The following is an 18,895-nucleotide window of genomic DNA, read 5'->3' on the forward strand; positions in this document are numbered from 1 at the left end:
ATGGAACAAAAACACCGTTCAGAATTTCCAGAGAAGGAACTCTGGGACTTAACAGCCCTATACCAAGACCGCGAGGATTTCTTGCGTGCAATCGAGAAAGCTCGTGAAGACATCAACCAATTTAGCCGTGACTATAAGGGGAATCTTCATACTTTTGAGGATTTTGAAAAGGCCTTTGCGGAATTGGAGCAAATCTACATTCAGATGAGCCATATTGGCAACTATGGATTTATGCCTCAGACGACAGATTATAGCAATGACGAATTTGCCAACATTGCTCAAGCTGGGATGGAATTTGAAACAGATGCCAGCGTAGCCTTGACCTTTTTTGACGATGCCTTGGTGGAAGCTGATGAGGAAGTCTTGGACCGTTTGGGTAAATTGCCACATTTAACGGCTGCCATTCGTCAGGCCAAAATCAAAAAAGCCCACTATCTAGGAGCTGATGTGGAGAAGGCCTTGACCAATCTGGGTGAAGTTTTCTATAGTCCACAGGACATTTATACTAAGATGCGAGCTGGGGATTTCGAAATGGCTGACTTTGAAGCCCATGGCAAGACCTACAAAAATAGCTTTGTTACCTATGAGAACTTCTACCAAAACCATGAGAACGCTGAGGTTCGTGAGAAATCCTTTCGTTCCTTTTCAGAAGGACTGCGTAAGCACCAAAATACGGCTGCAGCAGCCTATTTAGCCCAAGTCAAGTCTGAAAAACTCTTGGCAGATATGAAGGGATACGACTCTGTCTTTGATTATCTTCTGGCTGAGCAAGAAGTGGACCGTGCCATGTTTGACCGTCAGATTGACCTCATCATGAAGGATTTTGCACCCGTTGCTCAGAGATACCTCAAGCATGTTGCCAAGGTAAATGGTCTTGAAAAGATGACCTTTGCAGACTGGAAATTGGACTTGGACAGCGTCCTGAATCCTCAAGTGACTATTGACGATGCCTATGATTTGGTCATGAAGTCGGTAGAACCTTTGGGGCAAGAATATTGTCAGGAAGTTGCTCGTTATCAAGAAGAGCGCTGGGTGGACTTTGCTGCCAATAGTGGCAAGGATTCTGGTGGCTATGCAGCGGACCCATATCGCGTTCATCCATATGTCCTCATGAGCTGGACAGGCCGTTTGAGCGATGTCTATACCTTGATTCATGAAATCGGGCATTCTGGTCAATTCATCTTTTCAGATAATCATCAAAGCTACTTTAATGCCCACATGTCGACCTACTATGTTGAAGCGCCGTCAACCTTCAATGAATTGCTCCTCAGTGACTACTTGGAGCACCAGTCTGACGACTCTCGTCAAAAACGTTTTGCCCTTGCTCACCGCTTGACAGACACCTACTTCCATAATTTTATTACCCACCTCTTGGAAGCAGCCTTCCAGCGTAAGGTGTATACATTGATTGAAGAAGGGAAGACCTTTGGAGCAAGTAAGCTCAACAGCATTATGAAGGAAGTTTTGACGGATTTCTGGGGAGATGCCATTGAAATCGACGATGATGCAGCTTTGATTTGGATGCGCCAAGCTCATTATTACATGGGCTTGTATAGTTACACTTACTCAGCAGGACTAGTCATCTCGACTGCAGGTTACCTCCATCTTAAAAACTCAGAAACTGGAGCTGAGGACTGGCTCAATCTCCTCAAATCAGGTGGTAGCAAGACACCGCTTGAGTCAGCCATGATTATCGGAGCCGATATTTCAACAGACAAACCACTCCGTGATACCATTCAATTCTTGTCAGACACGGTTGACCAGATTATCGCCTACAGTGCCCAGTTGGGAGAGTAAAGGAATTTAGGATAACGATATGAACAGAATTAAAAAATGGCTGGAGCAGGATTCACAAAGAATACGTTTTATCAAAATTGGTCTAGTTTTATTGGGAATCATTTTATTGATTGCTTTGCCTACTCTCTATCTAGTTTTGAGTGGAGTTGGTATTTGGTATTTTGTAAAGAAAGCACCAGATATTCGAAAAAGAAATTTAATGATAGGGCTTTTCATTGTTAGTTTTGTTGCAGTTGTTCTTCAAACCCCAACAGTCACAAAGAAAACTTCATCTTCTCAGTCAGAAACTAAGCAGACTATGACATCTACTGCTTCTACATCTTCAACGGCGGATACTTCATCTAGCATAGAGGAGGCGAAACGAATTGAAGATGAGAAAAAAGCTAAAGAAAAAGCAGAAGAAGAGAGAATTGCCAAAGAAAAGGCCGCAAATGAGTTGCAAGAAAAAGGTGAAGACTTAGTCAAACAATTGGAAGAAAGTCAAGATCCGAGTCAAGTGAAGTCTGCCAAAGAAACAGTTAATCAGATTGAAAATAACGATAAAAAGGCAGAATTGCTCGACAGGATAGGTGCAGTTGAGTCATTAATTTCTCAAAAAGAAGAAGAGAAAAGAAATGCACGTGAAGCTGAAACTAAAGCCCAACAGCAAGATAGAATTGTCTATGTTGCAAACCATGGAAAATCAAAAGTTTATTGGTATAGTAAGGATAGAATGCCTTCAAAAACTATTAAATCTAATGTTGTCGAGATGACAGAGGCCGATGCAATTGCTGCAGGAAAAACTCTATCTAAAAAAGAATAAGATAGAAAGTTATCTTGGGCTGGCCTTTTGAACAGTTGCTAGAAATGTAGAGGTATTGACCATGTATCAAGAGTTACTTAGAAAAATAGCAGAAGAAAAACTAAGTTATCATGATGAAGAAATCCAATGGTTGCTTGATCACTTGGGAGATTCTTCTCCAGAAATTCGTGATGACCTTGTTTTTACAAGCTTTGCTAGAGGGATTCAGGAAGAACTATTTACACAGGAACAATTTCACTTCATTGCTGATGTGGTCTCAGCTGATGGAGGACTAGACAAAGAGATTGATAAGGTAGGCTTGTCAACCCTTGAACGTTCTTTTAGGGCGCTTATTTATGCAAATCTCTTGTCTGCAGATGCCAACCAGCAATCGATTTTCTATCAGAGATTAAAATCAGAAATTCGTAATGTCCTTTTAAATCAAGGTTTGTATTATCTTTCAAAAGAAAAGGATACAACAGGTTTTTCAAGTCAGTATGGTTGGGTTCACACTTTTGCACATGGAGCCGATTTACTGACAGAGGTGGTTTGTCATCCAGACTTTCCTAAAAACAGAGTTCATGAAGTATTTGACATACTTGGTCCATTATTTAAAAGAATTCCCATTCGTTTTACAGATGATGAAGATTGGCGTTTAGCAAGAGTGATCTATGAACCTATTTTACAAGGGAAGTTGGAGCAAGAGCAAGTAGCTTCTTGGATAAAAGCTGTTGACTTTCCTATAGAAGAAAGGGAAGATTTTTATAAATTTTCCAACTTCAGATCCTGTCTGTTGGAAGTCTATGTCCAACTTGACCAGAGAAATAGTTTACAAGATGACTTGAAAGAAGCCATCCAGTCTTTTCAATACTAGGGATAAGCTAATATTATTTATTGAAAGAGTTTCTATTGTATCCTCCTAACTAATAATGAAAACTAATAAAAGAGGTTGAATCATTTTCCAACCTCTTTTTGTGTATCTTAATGGAATTGCATACCACCATCAACGATAATGGTTTGTCCTGTAATGTAGTTTGAATCTGGTCCTGCAAGGAAGCTGACAGCAGCAGCCACATCTTCTGGTTCAGATAGACGTTTTAGGGTAATATCTTTTGCAAATGTCTGCATACCCCACTCGTCATCTTTTCCTGCATTTTTACCAACTTCATGAGCGATGTCGTACATCATTGGTGTTTTCACAATACCTGGTGCGTAGGCGTTAACAGTGATGCCTGAGTCTGCTAAATCACGTGCTAATGTTTGCGTAATTCCGCGAACAGCAAATTTGGTTCCACCATAAACAGTTAGATTTGGATTACCGACTACACCAGCTTGAGAGGTTGCGTTGATAATTTTACCTCCGTGGCCAAGTGCTTTAAATTGCGCTTGTGCAGCTTGTGAACCCCAAATGACACCACCAACGTTGATACCGAAAGTGCGTGTAAATTGTTCCTCAGTAATTGTATCAAGAGGAGTAGTGGGAGCAACACCAGCGTTATTTACGACAACATTCAAATCACCAAAATGGTCAACAACCTTTTGAAATGCTTGTGCAACTTCTGCCTGTTTCGAAACATCGGCCACGACAGCAAAGGCATTTTCAGCTGATAATGCGGCAACAGCTTTTTCAGCTGTTTCGGGATTGTAGTCTAAGACTCCTACCTTAAAGCCATCTTGAACCAATCGTTTTGCGATTGCAAAACCGATTCCTTGACCTGCACCTGTGACAATAGCAACTTTAGACATATGATTCCTCCTTGGTATCCACGATACCATTCAAACGTTCATAAAAGAACAGCAAAGTTGTAAAATTAGTTCAAATTAGGGAATGAATAACTAATTAGAACTATATTGACATTATATAACTTTAGAAAAAATGTTTCAAATAAATGCTACCGTTTTTATAGAATTCTATCCTGAAAATTTCCAAGCAATTTTCTTGAAACCCTTTCCCTCTTTTGATAGACTAGTATCTAGTTTTTGAAAAAAGGAGAAAGAAAATGAAAAAATTTGTCGCTGAGTTAATCGGTACGTTCATGCTTGTGTTCGTTGGAACAGGAGCTGTTGTTTTTGGAAATGGTCTTGAAGGTCTTGGTCACCTAGGGATCGCCTTTGCCTTTGGTTTAGCCATCGTAGTTGCAGCCTACTCAATCGGAACTGTTTCAGGTGCTCACTTGAACCCAGCTGTTTCAATTGCTATGTTTGTAAACAAACGTTTGTCATCAAAAGACCTTGTCAACTACATCCTTGGCCAGGTTGTTGGAGCTTTTATTGCTTCTGGCGCGGTATTCTTCCTCTTGGCTAACTCAGGTATGTCAACTGCTAGTCTTGGTGAAAATGCCTTGGCAAACGGTGTCACTGTCTTTGGTGGATTCTTGTTTGAAGTCATCGCAACTTTCTTGTTTGTCTTGGTTATCATGACGGTGACATCAGCAAGCAAGGGCAATGGCGCGATTGCTGGTTTGGTAATTGGTTTGTCCTTGATGGCAATGATTCTTGTTGGATTGAACATCACTGGTCTTTCAGTAAACCCAGCTCGTAGCTTGGCACCAGCTGTCTTGGTCGGTGGCGCAGCCCTTCAACAAGTTTGGATTTTCATCCTTGCACCAATCGCTGGTGGAGTTCTTGCAGCCCTCGTTGCGAAAAACTTCCTTGGAACAGAAGAATAATTGAAACTCAAAAAGCCTTGCTCCTCATCTTGAGGAACAGGGCTTTTTCGTATCTATTTATACTCAATGAAAATCAAATAGCAAACTAGGAAACTAGCCGCAGGTTGCTCAAAGCACTGCTTCGAGGTTGCAGATAGAACTGACGAAGTCAGTAACATACCTACGGCAAGGCGATGTTGACGCGGTTTGAAGAGATTTTCGAAGAGTATTAACGGTTGTCAATTTTCTCTGGATAAAGGTCGTGTTGGAAGAGGCGTTGTTCTGCCAAGCCTTCATATTTAGTTCCTGGCTTACCGTAGTTGTAGTAGGGGTCGATTGAAATGCCACCGCGAGGTGTAAATTTTCCCCAGACCTCTAAATAGCGAGGGTCTAGCAAGTTGACCAAGTCTTTCCCAATGGTGTTGATGCAGTTTTCGTGGAAATCTCCGTGGTTTCGGTAGCTAAAGAGGTAAAGTTTGAGGGATTTTGACTCAACACAGAGCTTGTCAGGAATGTAGGAAATATAAATGGTCGCAAAGTCTGGCTGAGCAGTGATTGGGCAAAGTGAGGTAAATTCAGGACAGTTAAATTTGATGAAATAGTCATTTTCCACATGACGATTGTCAAAGGATTCGAGGACTTCTGGTTGATAGTCAAAGATGTAGTTGGTTTCTTTGTTGCCTAGTAGGCTTAGGTTTTTCATTTCTTCTTGTTGTGACATGATTTTTTCTTTCTAATCTTAAACACCACGTTGATTATCGTAGAGGAGGGTATGTAGTTGAGGAAGGACGCGGACATTGCCCCAGCTATCGTCGGCAGCGATGCGTTCCCAGAGTTCTTTGAGGCGGTCCAGTTGGTCTTGGACAATATTGCCTCTAGCCTTGGGCTCAGGATTTCCTGCAGATAAGAAAAGAACATCTGGTTGGTAACGTTCTTGTATGCCTCTGGCAAAGGCCAAATCTGCATCGTCAAAGACAGGGATTTTAAAGGTGATCTTGTCTGGATCAAGTTGGGAAACGATAAAGTCCAAGGTCTCAAAGTTGACTTCCATCTTGGATGAAGGAGGTTTGGGGCTGAGAGTAACCTGGTCGATGTCTTTCAACCAATTTTGCCAGCGGGAGCCTTGGGTCTCAACAGCTAGAGTGACACCACGTTCTTTGAGTTTGGTTACTAGCTCAGCCATGTTGGCTGCTAGGATAGCAGGATTTCCCCCAGACAGGGTGACATAGTCGTAGCTCCCCAATTTATCCAAGGCAGCAATTACCTCGTCAGCAGTCATGCGAGTTGGTTTTTCAGAGCCATCCCATGTAAAGGCAGAGTCGCACCAGTCGCAGTGGTAGTCGCAACCAGCAGTGCGGACAAACATGGTTTTCTGCCCGATTGCACGGCCTTCGCCTTGAAAGGTTGGGCCAAAAATTTCCAAAACTGGTAGTTTGAGGACACGTTCCCTAGTCATCTAACCACTCCCGTCTAAACTCCGCAAAGGCAGTCGGAGTCTCATAGAGGCGAACGTATTCCAAACGGAGACCACGTTCGTCTGGTAACTCTTGATTCATGGTTTGGAAAATCCAGTAAACCATATTTTCAGCAGTCGTGTTCATATAGGGCAGGGTTTCATTGAGATAGCGATGATCCAAGTGGGGCGCTAAGTAGTTCTTGTAGATCGCTTTGATGTCTCCGAAATCGTAGGTCATGCCACGTTCATCTAAAAATCCACTGACAGCAATCTGCAGATGATAGGTGTGGCCGTGCAGGGATTTGCATTTTCCCTCATAGTGAAAGAGGTGGTGGGCAGCATCAAAGGTAAATTCTTTTGATACCAAGGTTCTGTGAGGATTGTAGACAAGAGACTCCCCAGTTTCCTGTTTGATTTCTTTGGGTGCAAAAAACATTAGGCTTCTCCTTTCTGTGAGAGATAAACATCTAAACCATGTTGACGTAGGTGGCAGGCTGGACAATCTCCGCAGCCACTCCCGATAATTCCGTTGTAGCAGGTTAAGGTCTTTTCACGAACATAGTCAAAGGCACCGAGTTTGTCAGCTAATTCCCAAGTTTCAGCCTTGTCCAGCCACATGAGAGGTGTTTGGATAACAAAGTCGTAATCCATGGCAAGGTTGAGGGTGACATTGAGGGATTTGACAAAGGCATCCCGACAGTCAGGGTAGCCTGAGAAGTCTGTCTCGCAGACACCTGTCACGATGTCTTTAATGCCCCGTTGCTTGGCAAGAACTGCCGCAAAAGATAGAAAGAGGTGGTTGCGACCGTCGACAAAGGTATTGGGAACCTCTCCCTCTTTTTGCTCAATTTCCAGATCAGAAGTCAAGGCATTTTCAGTGATTTGTCCCAGCAGAGACATATCTAGGATATGATGACGGATCCCCTGTTCCTTAGCGATTTCTTGGGCAACTTGAATTTCGAAATGGTGACGTTGACCGTAGGCAAAGGTAACGGTTTCGACCGTTTCATAGTGTTCTTTAGCCCAAAAGAGGCAGGTTGTAGAATCTTGACCGCCACTAAAGACGACCAAGGCTGATTGACGTTTCATAGTACTCCTTCCAAAATGGGAAATGTTCAGAGCACGCAAAAAGCTCCCATGAGGGAGCTAAAAAATACCAAGTCAAGGTTTTTTTTAGCGATGGCGTGTCCCAAACATCGTAATATTCTACATACAGTCTAGCATATTTTTTGAAAAATGGCAAAGGGCAAGAAAAAAGAGACCAAAGCAAGTACTTGGTCTCTAATGTGATTAGCTCAATTCAGCAACGATGGCCTTGATTTGGTCTGCTGTGTGAACACCAGCAACTTGTTTGACAACTTGGCCGTCTTTTTTGAAGAGAAGAGTTGGGATAGACATGATTCCAAAAGCACGAGCTGTGTTTGGATTTTCATCAACGTCCATTTTAACGATTTTCAAAACATCTTCTGAAAGTTCTTCAGACAATTTATCCAAGATTGGACCTTGCATACGACATGGACCACACCAAGTTGCCCAGAAGTCTACCAAGACCAAACCGTCTTTAGTTTCTTGTTCGAATGTTGCATCTGTAATTGCTTTTGCCATTGTATTTCTCCTTTTTTAGTTATATTGGCTTAAATCTTGTTTCTTGAGATAGAAGAAGACATCTCCGTAAGTCCCATGATAGTCCAAATCATGACCGTTGTAGGTTAATTTTTGGACAGGGTAGTAGTCTGCGACGCCGATAAGGCAAGCTTGTTGCGAACGATCAAAGTCTTCATAAGAATCGAAGGATACAGTTCTTTCGTTCTTGCTGGCATCTAAATAGGTGATTTCAATCATGTTTAAAACTCCTTTGTTTAATGATGACTTTATTTTACTCCTTGTAAAAGAGAATGTCAAGAAAAATGATTGCGCACGCAACTTTTTTTCTAAAATCATCTTAAATCAAGAAGTTCAAACCAGTTTCCAAGCTTGCTTCGACAGCCTTTTGTAGCGAGGTCAGTGTCTTTTGCCCATCACTTGTCAGGCAGATAAAACTAGAGCGTCTATCTTGATGGCAACACATGCGACTGAGTAGACCGCAATTTTTAGCTTCCAAGCGAGCCACCATCCGAGAAACAGCGCTCGGGCTCAGATGAAGTTTATCTGGCAGGTCAATCTGGCGTAGAGATTTTTCTTGAGCCAAGTCCAGATAGTAGAGCAGGTAAAACTCTTTCAAGGTCAGACTTTGCTCGCTCTGCTGGGCAATAGTCTCTTCCAAGAGACTTTCAATTTCTTTCTGACGCCGATTGAAGTCAAACCATTTTTCCAAATAGGTCATAGTATCTCCTCTCTTTTTAGAGTTATAACATAGAAGAATGTCCATTCACGGACAGTCTCTGCATCACAAGATGATTGCGCATGCAATAATTATACTACTTTTCAAAAGAGCTGGCAAGCTCTGTTTTTTAGTGGTTTTATTTTTTACTGTCCATATTTTTGATAAAAGTCAACTTTTACTTGGATGAAGGTTTTGGCTTCACGTAGGAGTTGAAGAAGGGTGGCGCGGGTTTCAAATTCGTCTCTTGTTTTGGGTAGACTGCGGTTGCGGAAGACTTCCAGATAGCGTTCAATTTCATCTAGTAAATCAGAAGCAGGATTGGTCTGACTCAGTTGACCGGCAATTTTTGAAAAGAGCTGCGCTAAAATCAGGCTTTCACTGGCAGCTAGGTGACAGGTGTTGATTTGCTGGGCCATATTTCGCAGGATACGACTTTGTCGCTGTCTCATCTCAAAGTAGTGGATATGGTAGTCGGTCTGGTGAAAGAGGTGGTCAGAGTGATCTAGATAGACTAGTTTGAGGGCTTTTTCCAAAAGAGTGTCTAATTCTTCCACCAGCTGTGCTCGGTTGCGTCCATCCCCTCTGGATAAATAATATTTGAAGCGTAGGAGAATATTTTTTAACTTTTCTTCCACCAGCGTATGGTAGTACTGGATTTCCTCTTCTCGTGAAGGCATGTAGAGATTGACCAGTAAAGCAAATCCAGTACCGATAGCAAAGAGAAGGAATTCATTGACTAGGAGGTCTGGAGAGGTTGACTCTTGTACCAAGAGGTGACTAACCAAGACGCTACTTGGTGTGATGCCAATTTCCCAGCCCATCTTGTAGGCTAGGGGAACATAAAGAGCCAGATAGAGGCCAAGGCTCCAGATATGAAATCCGCTCAAGTGAAAAGCTAGAACACCGATAGCCAGAGCTAGAATCATGGAAAAGAGTCGATTGCGAGCCAGTTTTAAGGTACTTCTACGCGTATCAGATAGGCTCAAGAGAGCGATAATTCCAGCTGAAACTGCTGACGAAAGATTGAGAAAATAAGCAAGAAAACAGGCAAGACAGGTAGCTAAGATGAGCTTGGTCGTACGTTGGCTAATAGACATAAGAATTTCCTAATAAGTTAGCATAAAAGCGTAAAAGACAAGACCTGAGCAGGCTTGTCTTCTTGCTTATTTTTTACGGGCTGCTGCGTATTCGGCAACGGCAGTAAAAAGGACATCTGTAGAAGAGTTAAGGGCTGTTTCACATGAGTCTTGGATGACCCCAATCACAAAACCAACTCCGACAACTTGCATGGCAATATCGTTAGAAATACCGAAAAGGCTACAAGCAACTGGGATAAGAAGGAGGGAACCTCCAGCAATACCAGAAGCACCGCAGGCTGAGATAGCTGCTACTACACTGAGGACAAAGGCTGTGGCAAAGTCAACAGGAATTCCAAGAGTATTAACTGCAGCAAGGGTCAAAACGTTAATGGTAATCGCTGCTCCAGCCATGTTGATAGTAGAACCAAGTGGGATAGAAACAGAATAGGTATCTGGGTTGAGTCCAAGGTCATGGCAGAGTTTCATGTTGACAGGAATGTTAGCCGCAGAACTACGAGTGAAAAAGGCTGTTACACCGCTGACACGGAGGCAGTTCCAAACTAGAGGGTAAGGATTGCGTCTCATAAAGAAGAAGGCAATCAAAGGGTTGACCACAAGGGCAACAAAAAGCATAGTCGTTACTAATAGAACCAATAAAATACCATAGTTGGCTAGGCTTCCGATTCCCTTATCAGAAATGGTTTTGAAGACAAGACCAAGGATACCAAATGGGGCTAGGTTAATGATCCATTCGACAATTTTAGAAGTCACGTCAGCGATAGTTTTTAGTAATTCTTTACTATTTTTGCTGGCTTCTCTCATGGCAATCCCGAAAACAACTGCCCAAGATAGGATACCGATGTAGTTGGCAGTAAGCAGGGCATTGACTGGATTGTCAACCAGTTTGAGTAAGAGGTTGCTGAGGACCTGCCCAATCCCATCTGGTGGTGCAATTTCAGTATTGGCACTATTTAGGGTAATTTCAATAGGGACGATGAAACTTGCTAGTACAGCTACAAGAGCAGCAGCAAAAGTTCCTAGGATATACAAGAAAATAACAGTTTTCATATTGCTATCTTGCCCCTTTTGGTGTTGGGAAAGGGCATTGGCAACGAGGGCAAAGACTAGGATAGGAGCAACAGCTTTTAGACCTCCGACGAATAAATCCCCGAGTAGCCCAATCCCTGAGAGATTAGGAAGGGTCAGTCCTAGGATTCCCCCACAAAGCATACCAATCAAGATACGTTTGATCAGGCTTGCCTTGTTCCAAGCATGAATGATTCTTTTCATAATAATCTCCTTTTTATGTAGTGATTATGATTATAGTATAAATGATAGGCAAAATCAAGAATTTTCTGTCTATTTTTTGAATATTTATGGAGAATGAGACCGATAAAAGTATGGTATAATGAAATAAAGGAGTTTTATATGCAAAAATTTATTCAAGCTTATATTGAAAAGCTAGATGTGACAACTATTATCGAGAATATTCTCACCAAGATCATTTCTCTTTTACTGCTTTTGATTGTATTTTATATTGCTAAAAAAATGCTTCATACTATGGTGCAGAGAATTGTCAAACCTTCTCTAAAAATGTCTCATCATGATGTCGGGCGCCAAAAGACTATTGCGCGTTTACTAGAAAATGTGTTTAATTATACGCTATATTTCTTTTTACTCTACTGTATTTTATCGATTTTAGGCTTACCTGTATCTAGTTTGTTGGCTGGAGCTGGGATTGCTGGGGTGGCCATTGGGATGGGAGCCCAAGGTTTTCTGTCTGATGTCATCAATGGCTTTTTCATCCTTTTTGAACGTCAACTGGATGTGGGAGATGAGGTCGTTCTGACAAATGGTCCTATTACTGTATCGGGCAAGGTCGTCAGCGTGGGAATTCGTACGACCCAGCTTCGTAGCGAGGAGCAAGCCCTTCACTTTGTCCCTAACCGAAATATCACGGTTGTTAGCAATTTCTCACGCACAGACTAGACCTGTTATTTTAAGTAATTTGTGGTACAATAGAAAGAGTTTAATAAAGGAGAAAAAAAGATGTTTTTAGAAAAGCAGTTGGGCAATGGTTGTATTTGGATAGACCTTGATGTGGATAAGATTAAAAATATGGAAGATCTTTCTGACATCTATGGATTGGACAAGGAAACCATTGAGTATGCTCTGGATAGAAATGAACGAGCTCATATGGATTATAACCGTGAAACGGAGACGGTAACCTTTATTTATAATGTTCTTGATTTAGAAAAAGACAAAGAATATTATGAAGCGATTCCCATGACCTTTATCGTCGAAAGACAACGAATGATTACCATCAGCAACCATAAGAATGCTTATGTCATTGATCAGATGTCAGCTTATCTGGATAGCCATGAGTCGCTTTCTATTTACAAGTTTCTCTTTGCTGGTTTAGAGATTATCAGTAACGCTTATTATCCTGTCATTGAAGAGATGGATAAAAGTAAGGACGAAATTAGTGCCTTGCTACGTCAAACTACAACAAAGAAAAATCTCTTCGCCCTCTCTGACTTGGAGACTGGTATGGTTTACTTGACAGCAGCAGCAAAACAAAATCGACTCCTCTTGGAACATATCCAGGGCCATGCTCTTTATCGGAGATTTAATGATGTCGAACGAGAGCAGTTTGATGATGCCATGATTGAAGCCCATCAGTTGGTGTCTATGACAGACTTGATTTCTCAAGTCTTGCAACAACTCTCAGCTTCTTACAACAACATCCTAAACAATAACTTGAATGATAGTTTGTCAATTTTGACTATTATCTCCGTCTTACTAGCAGTACTTGCGGTTATTACAGGTTTCTTCGGAATGAATGTTCCTCTACCATTTACAGAAGAGCCAAATGCTTGGATTTATATCTTAATGGCTAGCTTGATTTTATGGGCAGCCTTATCTCAATGGATGAAGAAAATTACTAGAAAATAAAAGAGAAGGAGCCAGAATGGCGATTGAAAATTACATGCCAGATTTTGCTGTGGAAGCAGTTTATGATCTGACAGTCCCAAGCCTGCAGGCGCAGGGAATCAAGGCTGTTTTGGTCGATTTGGATAATACCCTCATTGCTTGGAACAACCCTGATGGGACGCCAGAGATGAAGCAATGGCTACATGATCTTCGGGACGCGGGCATTCGCATTATCGTAGTCTCAAATAACACTAAGAAACGCGTCCAAAGAGCAGTTGAGAAGTTTGGAATTGATTACGTCTATTGGGCTCTGAAACCCTTCACATTTGGGATTGACCGTGCCATGAAGGAATTCCACTATGAGAAAAGCGAAGTGGTCATGGTTGGCGACCAGCTCATGACAGATATACGAGCAGCCCACCGTGCTGGCATTCGCTCGATTTTAGTCAAACCCTTGGTCCAACATGACTCGATTAAAACACAGATTAACCGAGCTCGTGAGCGTCGTGTGATGCGAAAAATCACTGAAACGTACGGACCGATTACATATAAAAAAGGAATTTAACTATGGAAGAAATTCTCTGTATTGGTTGTGGAGCAACCATTCAGACGACAGACAAGGCTGGTCTTGGCTTTACTCCCCAGTCGGCACTCGAAAAAGGTTTGGAGACTGGCGAAGTCTATTGCCAACGCTGTTTCCGTCTCCGCCACTACAATGAAATCACGGATGTCCAGTTGACGGACGATGATTTCCTCAAACTCTTGCACGAGGTGGGAGATAGTGATGCCTTGGTGGTCAATGTCATTGACATCTTTGACTTTAATGGCTCTGTTATCCCAGGTTTGCCACGTTTTGTATCGGGTAATGATGTCCTCTTGGTCGGGAATAAAAAAGATATCCTGCCTAAGTCAGTTAAGCCGAGCAAGATTAGCCAGTGGCTCATGGAACGTGCCCACGAAGAAGGTCTTCGTCCAGTCGATGTCGTCCTAACTTCAGCACAAAACAAATATGCCATTAAGGAAGTCATCGACAAGATTGAACACTACCGTAAGGGCCGTGATGTCTATGTGGTCGGTGTGACCAACGTTGGAAAATCAACTCTAATCAATGCCATTATCCAAGAAATCACGGGTGATCAGAATGTCATTACGACTTCGCGTTTCCCAGGGACAACCTTGGATAAGATTGAGATTCCGCTTGACGACGGATCTTATATCTACGATACGCCGGGGATTATCCACCGCCACCAGATGGCCCACTACTTGACGGCCAAAAACCTCAAGTATGTCAGCCCTAAAAAGGAAATCAAACCTAAAACCTATCAGCTCAATCCTGAACAAACTCTATTTTTAGGTGGTCTCGGACGTTTTGACTTCATTGCGGGTGAGAAGCAAGGTTTCACTGCCTTCTTTGACAATGAATTGAAACTCCATCGTACTAAGCTTGAAGGCGCTGGTGCTTTCTACGACAAGCACCTTGGAACTCTTCTAACCCCACCAAATAGCAAGGAAAAAGAAGATTTTCCAAAACTAGTCCAACATGTCTTTAACATTAAGGACAAGACAGACCTAGTCATCTCTGGACTCGGCTGGATTCGCGTAACAGGCACCGCAAAAGTCGCCGTCTGGGCACCAGAAGGCGTCGCCGTCGTCACACGAAAAGCAATTATTTAAACACAGAAAGGAAAGGGTTTTCTGAACTCGGACGAGCAGGGCGAGCCCCATAGGGAATACTTTTCGCTGTGGTGCTAGTTGGTACAAGTGATTGTACCAACTGCGGAAAATTTGAGACCTTAGGCTCAAATTTTAGTCATGAAAGTCCGAAGGACTTTGCTGACGTCCGTCACCACTTCAGAAAAGTATAAAAAGAAACTCTTTTAAAGAAATTATGTCATTAACATCAAAACAACGTGCCTTCCTCAACAGTCAGGCACACACCCTCAAACCCATCATCCAAATCGGGAAAAATGGACTCAACGACCAAATCAAAACCAGCGTCCGTCAGGCTCTTGATGCCCGTGAATTGATCAAGGTTACTCTTTTGCAAAACACCGATGAAAATATCCACGAAGTAGCTGAAATTTTGGAAGAAGAAATCGGTGTGGATACAGTCCAAAAAATCGGACGCATCTTGATTTTGTTTAAACAATCCAGCAAGAAAGAGAATCGCAAGATTTCTAAAAAAGTCAAAGAAATCTAAAAACCTACTCCAAATAACTGTTTATACAGAGAAATAAAGGAGACTAGCCTATGGCAATCGAATTATTGACCCCCTTTACCAAGGTAGAGTTGGAGCCAGAAATCAAGGAGAAAAAACGCAAACAAGTCGGGATTTTAGGGGGGAATTTTAACCCTGTTCACAATGCCCATCTGATCGTTGCGGATCAAGTGCGCCAGCAGTTGGGACTGGACCAAGTTCTGCTCATGCCTGAGTACCAACCTCCTCACGTAGATAAAAAGGAAACCATCCCTGAGCACCATCGTCTCAAGATGCTTGAGTTGGCGATTGAGGGGATTGAAGGTCTGGCCATTGAAACTATTGAGTTGGAGCGCAAGGGCATTTCCTATACCTACGACACCATGAAGATTTTAACAGAGAAGAATCCAGATACGGATTATTACTTTATCATAGGTGCCGATATGGTGGACTATCTGCCTAAGTGGTACCGAATTGATGAGCTGGTCGATATGGTTCAGTTTGTAGGGGTTCAGCGCCCACGCTACAAGGCAGGGACTTCCTATCCCGTTATCTGGGTGGATGTGCCTCTCATGGACATCTCGTCCAGCATGGTGCGGGACTTCCTTGCCCAAGGTCGGAAACCCAACTTTCTCCTACCTCAGCCTGTGCTAGACTACATCGAGAAGGAGGGTCTCTACTGATGGTCTATCAAGACTATATCAACTGCTCTCGTGAGGCTTTGTTGGAAAAAATGGCAGAGCTTCTGCCTGAAAAACGCTTAACCCATTGCTTGGGTGCGGAGCGTGCAGCCATAGAACTGGCTCAGCGCTTTGGTGTGGATAGTGAGAAGGCAGGTCTAGCAGGCCTTCTTCATGACTATGCTAAGAAGTTGTCAGATCAAGAATTTCTGGACTTGATTGACCGTTATCAGCTAGATCCTGATCTCAAAAATTGGGGTAATAATGTCTGGCATGGTATGATTGGCATCTACAAGATTCAAGAAGATTTGAATTTGCATAATCCAGAAATCCTACGAGCTATTGAAATCCATACAGTCGGAGCTGGTCAGATGACCGACTTAGATAAGGTTATCTATGTCGCAGACTATATCGAGCACAATCGTGCCTTTCCTGGAGTGGACGTGGCGCGTGAGATTGCGAGTCTATCGCTCAATAAGGCAGTGGCCTACGAAACAGCTCGTACCGTGGAGCATCTAGCTCATCAGGGATTCCCCATCTATCCCCAAACCCTTGAAACCTATAACGCCTTTGTGCACTATTTGAAAGAGGACTAAATGAACGAAAAAGAATTACTAGAACTAGTCGTGAAAGCGGCTGATGAGAAACGCGCGGAGGATATCCTCGCACTTGATGTACAAGATTTGACTAGCGTGACAGACTACTTTGTTATCACTAGCTCAATGAATAGCCGTCAGTTGGACGCTATCGCTGATAACATCCGTGAAAAAGTAGCTGATGCAGGCTTTAAAGGTAGCCATATCGAAGGTGATGCAGCTGGAGGCTGGGTCCTACTAGACCTCGGCGCTGTCGTTGTGCATGTCTTTTCGGAAGAAATGCGTGCCCACTATAACCTAGAAAAACTATGGCATGAGGCGGATTCAGTAGATATTTCAGAAGCTCTTGCTTAGAAGACGAACTCAGTTGTAGTCAACTGGGTTTCTTTGCTTATTTTAGCAAAATTGATAGAAAGGTAAAGGGCGAGTGGTGTTTGCCATTGACGCTCTTGGTATGATGATTATGGCAACTTATGAAACCTTTGCGGCGGTCTATGATGCGGTTATGGATGACAGTTTATACGACAAATGGACGGATTTTTCGCTTCGTCACTTGCCTAAGACCAAGGAGAGAAAGAAACTCTTGGAATTGGCTTGTGGTACAGGAATTCAATCAGTGCGCTTCTCTCAGGCTGGTTTTGATGTGACTGGACTTGACTTGAGTGGAGATATGTTGAAGATTGCTGAGAAGAGGGCGGCTTCAGCCAAGCAAAAGATTGATTTTATTGAAGGCAATATGCTGGATTTGTCCAAGGCAGGTCAATATGATTTTGTCACTTGTTATTCGGACTCAATCTGCTACATGCAGGATGAAGTGGAAGTAGGAGACGTCTTTAAGGAAGTTTATAATTCCCTCAACGAAGATGGTGTCTTTATCTTTGATGTGCATTCGACCTACCAGACAGACGAAGTTTTTCCAGGCTATTCTTATCATGAAAATGCAGAAGATTTTGCAATGCTTTGGGATACTTATGAGGATGCGGCACCTCACTCCATCGTGCATGAGTTGACTTTCTTTGTCAAGGAGTCTGACGGTTCCTTTAGTCGCCACGATGAAGTGCATGAGGAGCGGACTTATGAGGTTCTGACCTATGATATTTTGCTGGAACAGGCTGGATTTAAGTCTTTCAAACTCTATGCAGACTTTGAGGACAAGGAGCCAACAGAAACCAGCACCCGTTGGTTTTTTGTCGCGCAGAAGTAGGAGATTATCATGACCATCACAGGTATTATCGCGGAGTTTAATCCTTTTCATAATGGACACAAATACCTGCTGGAACAAGCTGAAGGACTGAAAGTCGTGGCTATGTCTGGAAATTTCATGCAGAGAGGCGAGCCTGCTATTGTGGATAAGTGGACAAGGGCCCAGATGGCACTGGAAAATGGAGCGGATCTGGTGGTGGAATTGCCCTTTTTAGTCAGTGTTCAGGCGGCGGATTTCTTCGGCCAAGGAGCTGTGGATATCTTGGCTAGGTTGGGCATTGATACTCTGGCTTTTGGGACGGAGGAAGTTCTAGATTACCAGAAAATCGCTGACTTATACACAGAGCAGGGGGCTGAGATGGAGAAATTTGTGGAAAATCTGCCTGATTCTCTTTCCTATCCACAGAAAACCCAAGCCATGTGGAAGGAATTTGCAGATCTTGATTTTTCAGGCAATACACCCAATCATGTCCTTGCTCTGGCTTATGCCAAGGCGGTTGCAGGACGAAATATCAAGCTGCATCCGATTCAGCGTCAGGGGGCGGGTTACCATTCTGTGGATAAAGATGTGGACTTTGCTTCGGCAACAGCCCTCCGTCAACACCAGAAGGACCAAGATTTCTTAGAACGCTTTATGCCTTCTGTTGCCCTATTTGAGCAGGCCAGTAAGGTGAGCTGGGATGACTATTTTCCCTTGCTCCGCTATCAAATCTTGTCAAATCCCGACCTAACCACCATCTATCAGGTCAATCAAGAAATGGCTGTGCGCATTAAGGAAGCCATCAAGATAGCCCAGTCTGTTGACGAATTGGTCGAGGCGGTTGCCACCAAACGTTACACTAAGGCGCGTGTCAGACGCCTATTGCCCTATATCTTGGTGCAAGCTAGAGAAGGTGACTTGCCAGAAGCCATTCATGTCCTTGGATTTACTGAAAAAGGAAGACAACACCTTAAGTCCCTGAAAGGGCAGGTCCATATAGTCAGCCGAATTGGCAGAGAACCTTGGGATGCTATGACCCAAGAGGCAGACCAGATTTATCAACTTGGAAATCCAAGTATAGCAGAACAGAATTTTGGAAGAGTGCCGATTAGAATAGAAAGAAACTAAGTCTACTGAAAGGTAGGCTTTTTGAGATTTTTTACGAATAATACTCTTCGAAAATCTCTTCAAACCACGTCAACATCGCCTTGCCGTATATAT

24 protein-coding genes are annotated in these 18,895 nt (G+C 42.9%); 14 read left to right on the forward strand and 10 right to left on the reverse strand.

Annotated features, from left to right (window positions below; translation table 11 throughout):
* The 3 genes from pepF to HT696_RS08565 all read left to right on the forward strand — a co-directional run bounded on the left by pepF (window position 1) and on the right by HT696_RS08565 (window position 3,452).
* Window positions 1-1,797, forward strand: coding sequence for an oligoendopeptidase F (gene pepF / locus HT696_RS08555; protein ID WP_173219562.1), 1,797 nt, complete (start codon window positions 1-3; stop codon window positions 1,795-1,797).
* A 19-nt stretch (window positions 1,798-1,816) separates the two neighbouring features.
* On the forward strand, window positions 1,817-2,599 hold the full coding sequence (locus HT696_RS08560; RefSeq protein WP_173219559.1) for a deoxyribonuclease: 783 nt from the start codon (window positions 1,817-1,819) through the stop codon (window positions 2,597-2,599).
* Window positions 2,600-2,660: 61 nt separating this feature from the next.
* Entirely contained in the window at window positions 2,661-3,452 is a 792-nt protein-coding gene (locus HT696_RS08565; protein ID WP_173282451.1) for a DUF2785 domain-containing protein, read from the forward strand.
* Window positions 3,453-3,559: 107 nt separating this feature from the next.
* On the opposite strand, the gene HT696_RS08570 is transcribed toward HT696_RS08565, so the two are convergent.
* Window positions 3,560-4,324, reverse strand: coding sequence for a (S)-acetoin forming diacetyl reductase (locus HT696_RS08570; RefSeq protein ID WP_173282452.1), 765 nt, complete (start codon window positions 4,322-4,324; stop codon window positions 3,560-3,562).
* Window positions 4,325-4,578: 254 nt separating this feature from the next.
* Here HT696_RS08570 and HT696_RS08575 point away from each other — a divergent pair, with 254 nt between their 5' ends.
* On the forward strand, window positions 4,579-5,247 hold the full coding sequence (locus HT696_RS08575) for an aquaporin (RefSeq protein WP_173283565.1): 669 nt from the start codon (window positions 4,579-4,581) through the stop codon (window positions 5,245-5,247).
* A gap of 208 nt (window positions 5,248-5,455) precedes the next feature.
* On the opposite strand, the gene queF is transcribed toward HT696_RS08575, so the two are convergent.
* The 9 genes from queF to sstT all read right to left on the reverse strand — a co-directional run bounded on the left by queF (window position 5,456) and on the right by sstT (window position 11,374).
* Window positions 5,456-5,947 (reverse strand): preQ(1) synthase, encoded by a 492-nt coding sequence (queF, locus tag HT696_RS08580; protein ID WP_000082579.1) that lies wholly within the window; start codon window positions 5,945-5,947, stop codon window positions 5,456-5,458.
* An 18-nt stretch (window positions 5,948-5,965) separates the two neighbouring features.
* Window positions 5,966-6,682, reverse strand: coding sequence for a 7-carboxy-7-deazaguanine synthase QueE (queE, locus tag HT696_RS08585; protein WP_173282454.1), 717 nt, complete (start codon window positions 6,680-6,682; stop codon window positions 5,966-5,968).
* Window positions 6,675-7,118, reverse strand: coding sequence for a 6-carboxytetrahydropterin synthase QueD (queD, locus tag HT696_RS08590; protein WP_173282455.1), 444 nt, complete (start codon window positions 7,116-7,118; stop codon window positions 6,675-6,677). Before queD ends, queE begins: the two co-directional genes overlap by 8 nt.
* On the reverse strand, window positions 7,118-7,771 hold the full coding sequence (gene queC, locus HT696_RS08595) for a 7-cyano-7-deazaguanine synthase QueC (protein WP_173282456.1): 654 nt from the start codon (window positions 7,769-7,771) through the stop codon (window positions 7,118-7,120). Before queC ends, queD begins: the two co-directional genes overlap by 1 nt.
* 201 nt (window positions 7,772-7,972) lie before the next feature.
* The gene (trxA, locus tag HT696_RS08600) at window positions 7,973-8,287 is read right to left on the reverse strand and encodes a thioredoxin (RefSeq protein ID WP_001029579.1); all 315 of its coding nucleotides are present in this window, start codon (window positions 8,285-8,287) and stop codon (window positions 7,973-7,975) included.
* Between the two features lie 15 nt (window positions 8,288-8,302).
* Complete coding sequence (locus HT696_RS08605; RefSeq protein ID WP_173282457.1) at window positions 8,303-8,524, reverse strand: DUF4649 family protein; 222 nt, start codon at window positions 8,522-8,524, stop codon at window positions 8,303-8,305.
* 100 nt (window positions 8,525-8,624) lie between these two features.
* Window positions 8,625-9,005: a MarR family transcriptional regulator gene (locus HT696_RS08610; RefSeq protein ID WP_173282458.1), complete on the reverse strand. Its 381-nt coding sequence runs from the start codon at window positions 9,003-9,005 to the stop codon at window positions 8,625-8,627.
* A gap of 143 nt (window positions 9,006-9,148) precedes the next feature.
* Window positions 9,149-10,102 carry an aromatic acid exporter family protein gene (locus HT696_RS08615; RefSeq protein WP_173282459.1) on the reverse strand — a complete coding sequence of 318 codons (954 nt, stop codon included), beginning with the start codon at window positions 10,100-10,102 and terminating at the stop codon, window positions 9,149-9,151.
* A 66-nt stretch (window positions 10,103-10,168) separates the two neighbouring features.
* Window positions 10,169-11,374 carry a serine/threonine transporter SstT gene (sstT, locus tag HT696_RS08620; protein ID WP_173282460.1) on the reverse strand — a complete coding sequence of 402 codons (1,206 nt, stop codon included), beginning with the start codon at window positions 11,372-11,374 and terminating at the stop codon, window positions 10,169-10,171.
* Between the two features lie 138 nt (window positions 11,375-11,512).
* On the opposite strand from sstT, the gene HT696_RS08625 reads away from it, so the two are divergent.
* The 10 genes from HT696_RS08625 (at window position 11,513) to HT696_RS08670 (ending at window position 18,802) form a co-directional block, all read left to right on the forward strand.
* Complete coding sequence (locus HT696_RS08625; protein ID WP_001168881.1) at window positions 11,513-12,073, forward strand: mechanosensitive ion channel domain-containing protein; 561 nt, start codon at window positions 11,513-11,515, stop codon at window positions 12,071-12,073.
* Window positions 12,074-12,133: 60 nt separating this feature from the next.
* Window positions 12,134-13,039, forward strand: a complete 906-nt coding sequence (locus HT696_RS08630) for a magnesium transporter CorA family protein (RefSeq protein ID WP_173282461.1) — start codon at window positions 12,134-12,136, stop codon at window positions 13,037-13,039.
* Between the two features lie 16 nt (window positions 13,040-13,055).
* Entirely contained in the window at window positions 13,056-13,583 is a 528-nt protein-coding gene (locus HT696_RS08635; RefSeq protein ID WP_125443532.1) for a YqeG family HAD IIIA-type phosphatase, read from the forward strand.
* A gap of 2 nt (window positions 13,584-13,585) precedes the next feature.
* The gene (gene yqeH, locus HT696_RS08640; protein ID WP_173282462.1) at window positions 13,586-14,692 is read left to right on the forward strand and encodes a ribosome biogenesis GTPase YqeH; all 1,107 of its coding nucleotides are present in this window, start codon (window positions 13,586-13,588) and stop codon (window positions 14,690-14,692) included.
* A 214-nt stretch (window positions 14,693-14,906) separates the two neighbouring features.
* Window positions 14,907-15,218 (forward strand): ribosome assembly RNA-binding protein YhbY, encoded by a 312-nt coding sequence (yhbY, locus tag HT696_RS08645; protein ID WP_000060169.1) that lies wholly within the window; start codon window positions 14,907-14,909, stop codon window positions 15,216-15,218.
* A 50-nt stretch (window positions 15,219-15,268) separates the two neighbouring features.
* Window positions 15,269-15,898, forward strand: coding sequence for a nicotinate-nucleotide adenylyltransferase (locus HT696_RS08650; RefSeq protein WP_000963705.1), 630 nt, complete (start codon window positions 15,269-15,271; stop codon window positions 15,896-15,898).
* Entirely contained in the window at window positions 15,898-16,491 is a 594-nt protein-coding gene (gene yqeK / locus HT696_RS08655) for a bis(5'-nucleosyl)-tetraphosphatase (symmetrical) YqeK (protein ID WP_173282463.1), read from the forward strand. The genes HT696_RS08650 and yqeK overlap by 1 nt, the downstream gene beginning before the upstream one ends.
* Entirely contained in the window at window positions 16,492-16,845 is a 354-nt protein-coding gene (gene rsfS, locus HT696_RS08660) for a ribosome silencing factor (protein ID WP_049551563.1), read from the forward strand.
* A 109-nt stretch (window positions 16,846-16,954) separates the two neighbouring features.
* Window positions 16,955-17,695: a class I SAM-dependent methyltransferase gene (locus HT696_RS08665; RefSeq protein WP_345789495.1), complete on the forward strand. Its 741-nt coding sequence runs from the start codon at window positions 16,955-16,957 to the stop codon at window positions 17,693-17,695.
* 9 nt (window positions 17,696-17,704) lie between these two features.
* A complete protein-coding gene (locus HT696_RS08670; protein ID WP_173282464.1) occupies window positions 17,705-18,802 on the forward strand; it encodes a nucleotidyltransferase in 1,098 nt (365 codons plus the stop codon).
* Window positions 18,803-18,895: the final 93 nt, after the last annotated feature.

The organism is Streptococcus sp. 9903 (assembly GCF_013276625.1).
In the GTDB taxonomy this organism is placed as follows: domain Bacteria; phylum Bacillota; class Bacilli; order Lactobacillales; family Streptococcaceae; genus Streptococcus.

Coding starts and splice junctions, on each gene's coding strand:
- HT696_RS08650 (WP_000963705.1), top strand. CDS start 15,269: ATGGCAATCGAATTATTGACCCCCTTTACCAAGGTAGAGTTGGAGCCA.
- HT696_RS08575 (WP_173283565.1), top strand. CDS start 4,579: ATGAAAAAATTTGTCGCTGAGTTAATCGGTACGTTCATGCTTGTGTTC.
- queD (WP_173282455.1), bottom strand. CDS start 7,118: ATGTTTTTTGCACCCAAAGAAATCAAACAGGAAACTGGGGAGTCTCTT.
- queE (WP_173282454.1), bottom strand. CDS start 6,682: ATGACTAGGGAACGTGTCCTCAAACTACCAGTTTTGGAAATTTTTGGC.
- queC (WP_173282456.1), bottom strand. CDS start 7,771: ATGAAACGTCAATCAGCCTTGGTCGTCTTTAGTGGCGGTCAAGATTCT.
- yqeK (WP_173282463.1), top strand. CDS start 15,898: ATGGTCTATCAAGACTATATCAACTGCTCTCGTGAGGCTTTGTTGGAA.
- HT696_RS08625 (WP_001168881.1), top strand. CDS start 11,513: ATGCAAAAATTTATTCAAGCTTATATTGAAAAGCTAGATGTGACAACT.
- queF (WP_000082579.1), bottom strand. CDS start 5,947: ATGTCACAACAAGAAGAAATGAAAAACCTAAGCCTACTAGGCAACAAA.
- yhbY (WP_000060169.1), top strand. CDS start 14,907: ATGTCATTAACATCAAAACAACGTGCCTTCCTCAACAGTCAGGCACAC.
- HT696_RS08570 (WP_173282452.1), bottom strand. CDS start 4,324: ATGTCTAAAGTTGCTATTGTCACAGGTGCAGGTCAAGGAATCGGTTTT.
- HT696_RS08630 (WP_173282461.1), top strand. CDS start 12,134: ATGTTTTTAGAAAAGCAGTTGGGCAATGGTTGTATTTGGATAGACCTT.
- HT696_RS08665 (WP_345789495.1), top strand. CDS start 16,955: ATGGCAACTTATGAAACCTTTGCGGCGGTCTATGATGCGGTTATGGAT.
- HT696_RS08670 (WP_173282464.1), top strand. CDS start 17,705: ATGACCATCACAGGTATTATCGCGGAGTTTAATCCTTTTCATAATGGA.
- HT696_RS08605 (WP_173282457.1), bottom strand. CDS start 8,524: ATGATTGAAATCACCTATTTAGATGCCAGCAAGAACGAAAGAACTGTA.
- sstT (WP_173282460.1), bottom strand. CDS start 11,374: ATGAAAAGAATCATTCATGCTTGGAACAAGGCAAGCCTGATCAAACGT.
- HT696_RS08635 (WP_125443532.1), top strand. CDS start 13,056: ATGGCGATTGAAAATTACATGCCAGATTTTGCTGTGGAAGCAGTTTAT.
- HT696_RS08615 (WP_173282459.1), bottom strand. CDS start 10,102: ATGTCTATTAGCCAACGTACGACCAAGCTCATCTTAGCTACCTGTCTT.
- rsfS (WP_049551563.1), top strand. CDS start 16,492: ATGAACGAAAAAGAATTACTAGAACTAGTCGTGAAAGCGGCTGATGAG.
- HT696_RS08560 (WP_173219559.1), top strand. CDS start 1,817: ATGAACAGAATTAAAAAATGGCTGGAGCAGGATTCACAAAGAATACGT.
- pepF (WP_173219562.1), top strand. CDS start 1: ATGGAACAAAAACACCGTTCAGAATTTCCAGAGAAGGAACTCTGGGAC.
- yqeH (WP_173282462.1), top strand. CDS start 13,586: ATGGAAGAAATTCTCTGTATTGGTTGTGGAGCAACCATTCAGACGACA.
- HT696_RS08565 (WP_173282451.1), top strand. CDS start 2,661: ATGTATCAAGAGTTACTTAGAAAAATAGCAGAAGAAAAACTAAGTTAT.
- HT696_RS08610 (WP_173282458.1), bottom strand. CDS start 9,005: ATGACCTATTTGGAAAAATGGTTTGACTTCAATCGGCGTCAGAAAGAA.
- trxA (WP_001029579.1), bottom strand. CDS start 8,287: ATGGCAAAAGCAATTACAGATGCAACATTCGAACAAGAAACTAAAGAC.